Source organism: Saccharopolyspora sp. NPDC000995 (assembly GCF_053599315.1).
On record NZ_JBSFLZ010000333.1, the window covers coordinates 1 to 1407 of the forward strand.

The 1407-nt window shown below is 58.4% G+C and carries 1 protein-coding gene; it reads right to left on the reverse strand.

Annotated elements, in window-relative coordinates; all coding sequences use genetic code 11:
- Positions 1–58: 58 nt before the first annotated feature.
- The gene (locus tag ACWDKQ_RS36160; RefSeq protein ID WP_450143239.1) at positions 59–472 is read right to left on the reverse strand and encodes a helix-turn-helix domain-containing protein; all 414 of its coding nucleotides are present in this window, start codon (positions 470–472) and stop codon (positions 59–61) included.
- Positions 473–1407: the final 935 nt, after the last annotated feature.

Sequence of the window (1407 nt, forward strand, 5' to 3'; positions counted from 1 at the left end):
CACCTGTAAATCGTGTTCTTTGGTCGGAAAACGATCTTACTAGGTCGGGGCCGTTGCCCTATTGCCCGGTATTCAAACCGCCAGAATAATGCTCAGAAGTTTGGAGCAATCCTGGCACCATCATTGGCGACCAAACATGAATCGCCGATGATTCTTGCTCACTCTCGATGCTACCCGCGAGTTGCTTGGTGATGCCGGGCATGCCAACCGTCAGTCCATTAGGTTCACTAGCATTACGCGCAAGATCGAGAATTCTCTCGTACTCTTCTTGCGCAGTATGCAATGCGCCCAGTATTCTCGCGACCAATTCCGGAGTGGGCACCTTTTTTCCAAGCTCAATCTTAGAAAGATTAGAAGCGTCACTTGAAATATGTTTCGCCAGTTCGCGCAAACTCACACCCCGATCTCTGCGAGCTTGCCTCAAACCGGCTGCTAGCGCTCTAGCGCGTGGTGATCCGTTGGCTGCAACCATGACGGTCCGTCCTCACGTGTCGGCAGGTTGATCTCACCCATTTAGAGCAATTGTGTGGTTGTGACGACCACAGCCACTCTTTAGCCAACACACACCACCTGTCACACACCCACCCAGCGTACGTGTTGGGTCAACCACCAGGAGACACCATGCCAAGTCACAGCGCCGTTCCTGGTCCACCTGGCCCACCTGGCCCACCTGGTCCGCCCGACCAGGCGCACGAGGGTAGCGGCGTGCGGTGGTTCCGTTACAAAAAGGGCGTCGTGCGTGAGTCGAAACGTGTCCTGCACTGCGCGGAAGAATCTAGGGATGGCACGGTGACGTCCGTGTCTGGGGAGAAGTTCCGACGCGTGCTGGTGGAAGAGTGTGAGGAGGGTGAGGGGATTGCGTGCGTTCCCTGCCTGCTAGTCGTTATTTCCAGAGCTGATCGACCGGCCGATATGCCACCCGTGGCTCAGGTTCCGGCCGACACGCTTGCTGTGATGCTTGCTGAAGCCCAATGGGCAATCAGCGACGCGCAGTTCAATATCGTGCGGGGGGACTGCCCCCTAGAGAATCAGGTAGTGCTAGCGGACAAATTGCGGCGACTCTCCCATGTACTTCACGTTCGGGCTCATGCCCTGAGATCAGACGGGGGCACAGGGTGAGCAGATCGGGCTTGTTCGGACCAGCGCCCGCGATGGACGGGTGCGCGGGTCTGCCTGGGGTCCGGGTGGTTTGGACTGACCATCTCGGGTATGCACACGAACGCAAGCCCGGCACCATCGCGACGTCGCGATGCGGACTCAACATGGGCAAGTCCAATGCGCCACCACTCGTGAGACCGTGCCGCGACTGCATTGAGGTGATCTCAGTAAGAAGTGTCTGGAGGGCGGCCTGCCGGAATGGGTGTGTGATCGGGTAGCGCTGGCCCGGGGAGAGTGGGACGTGGGGTC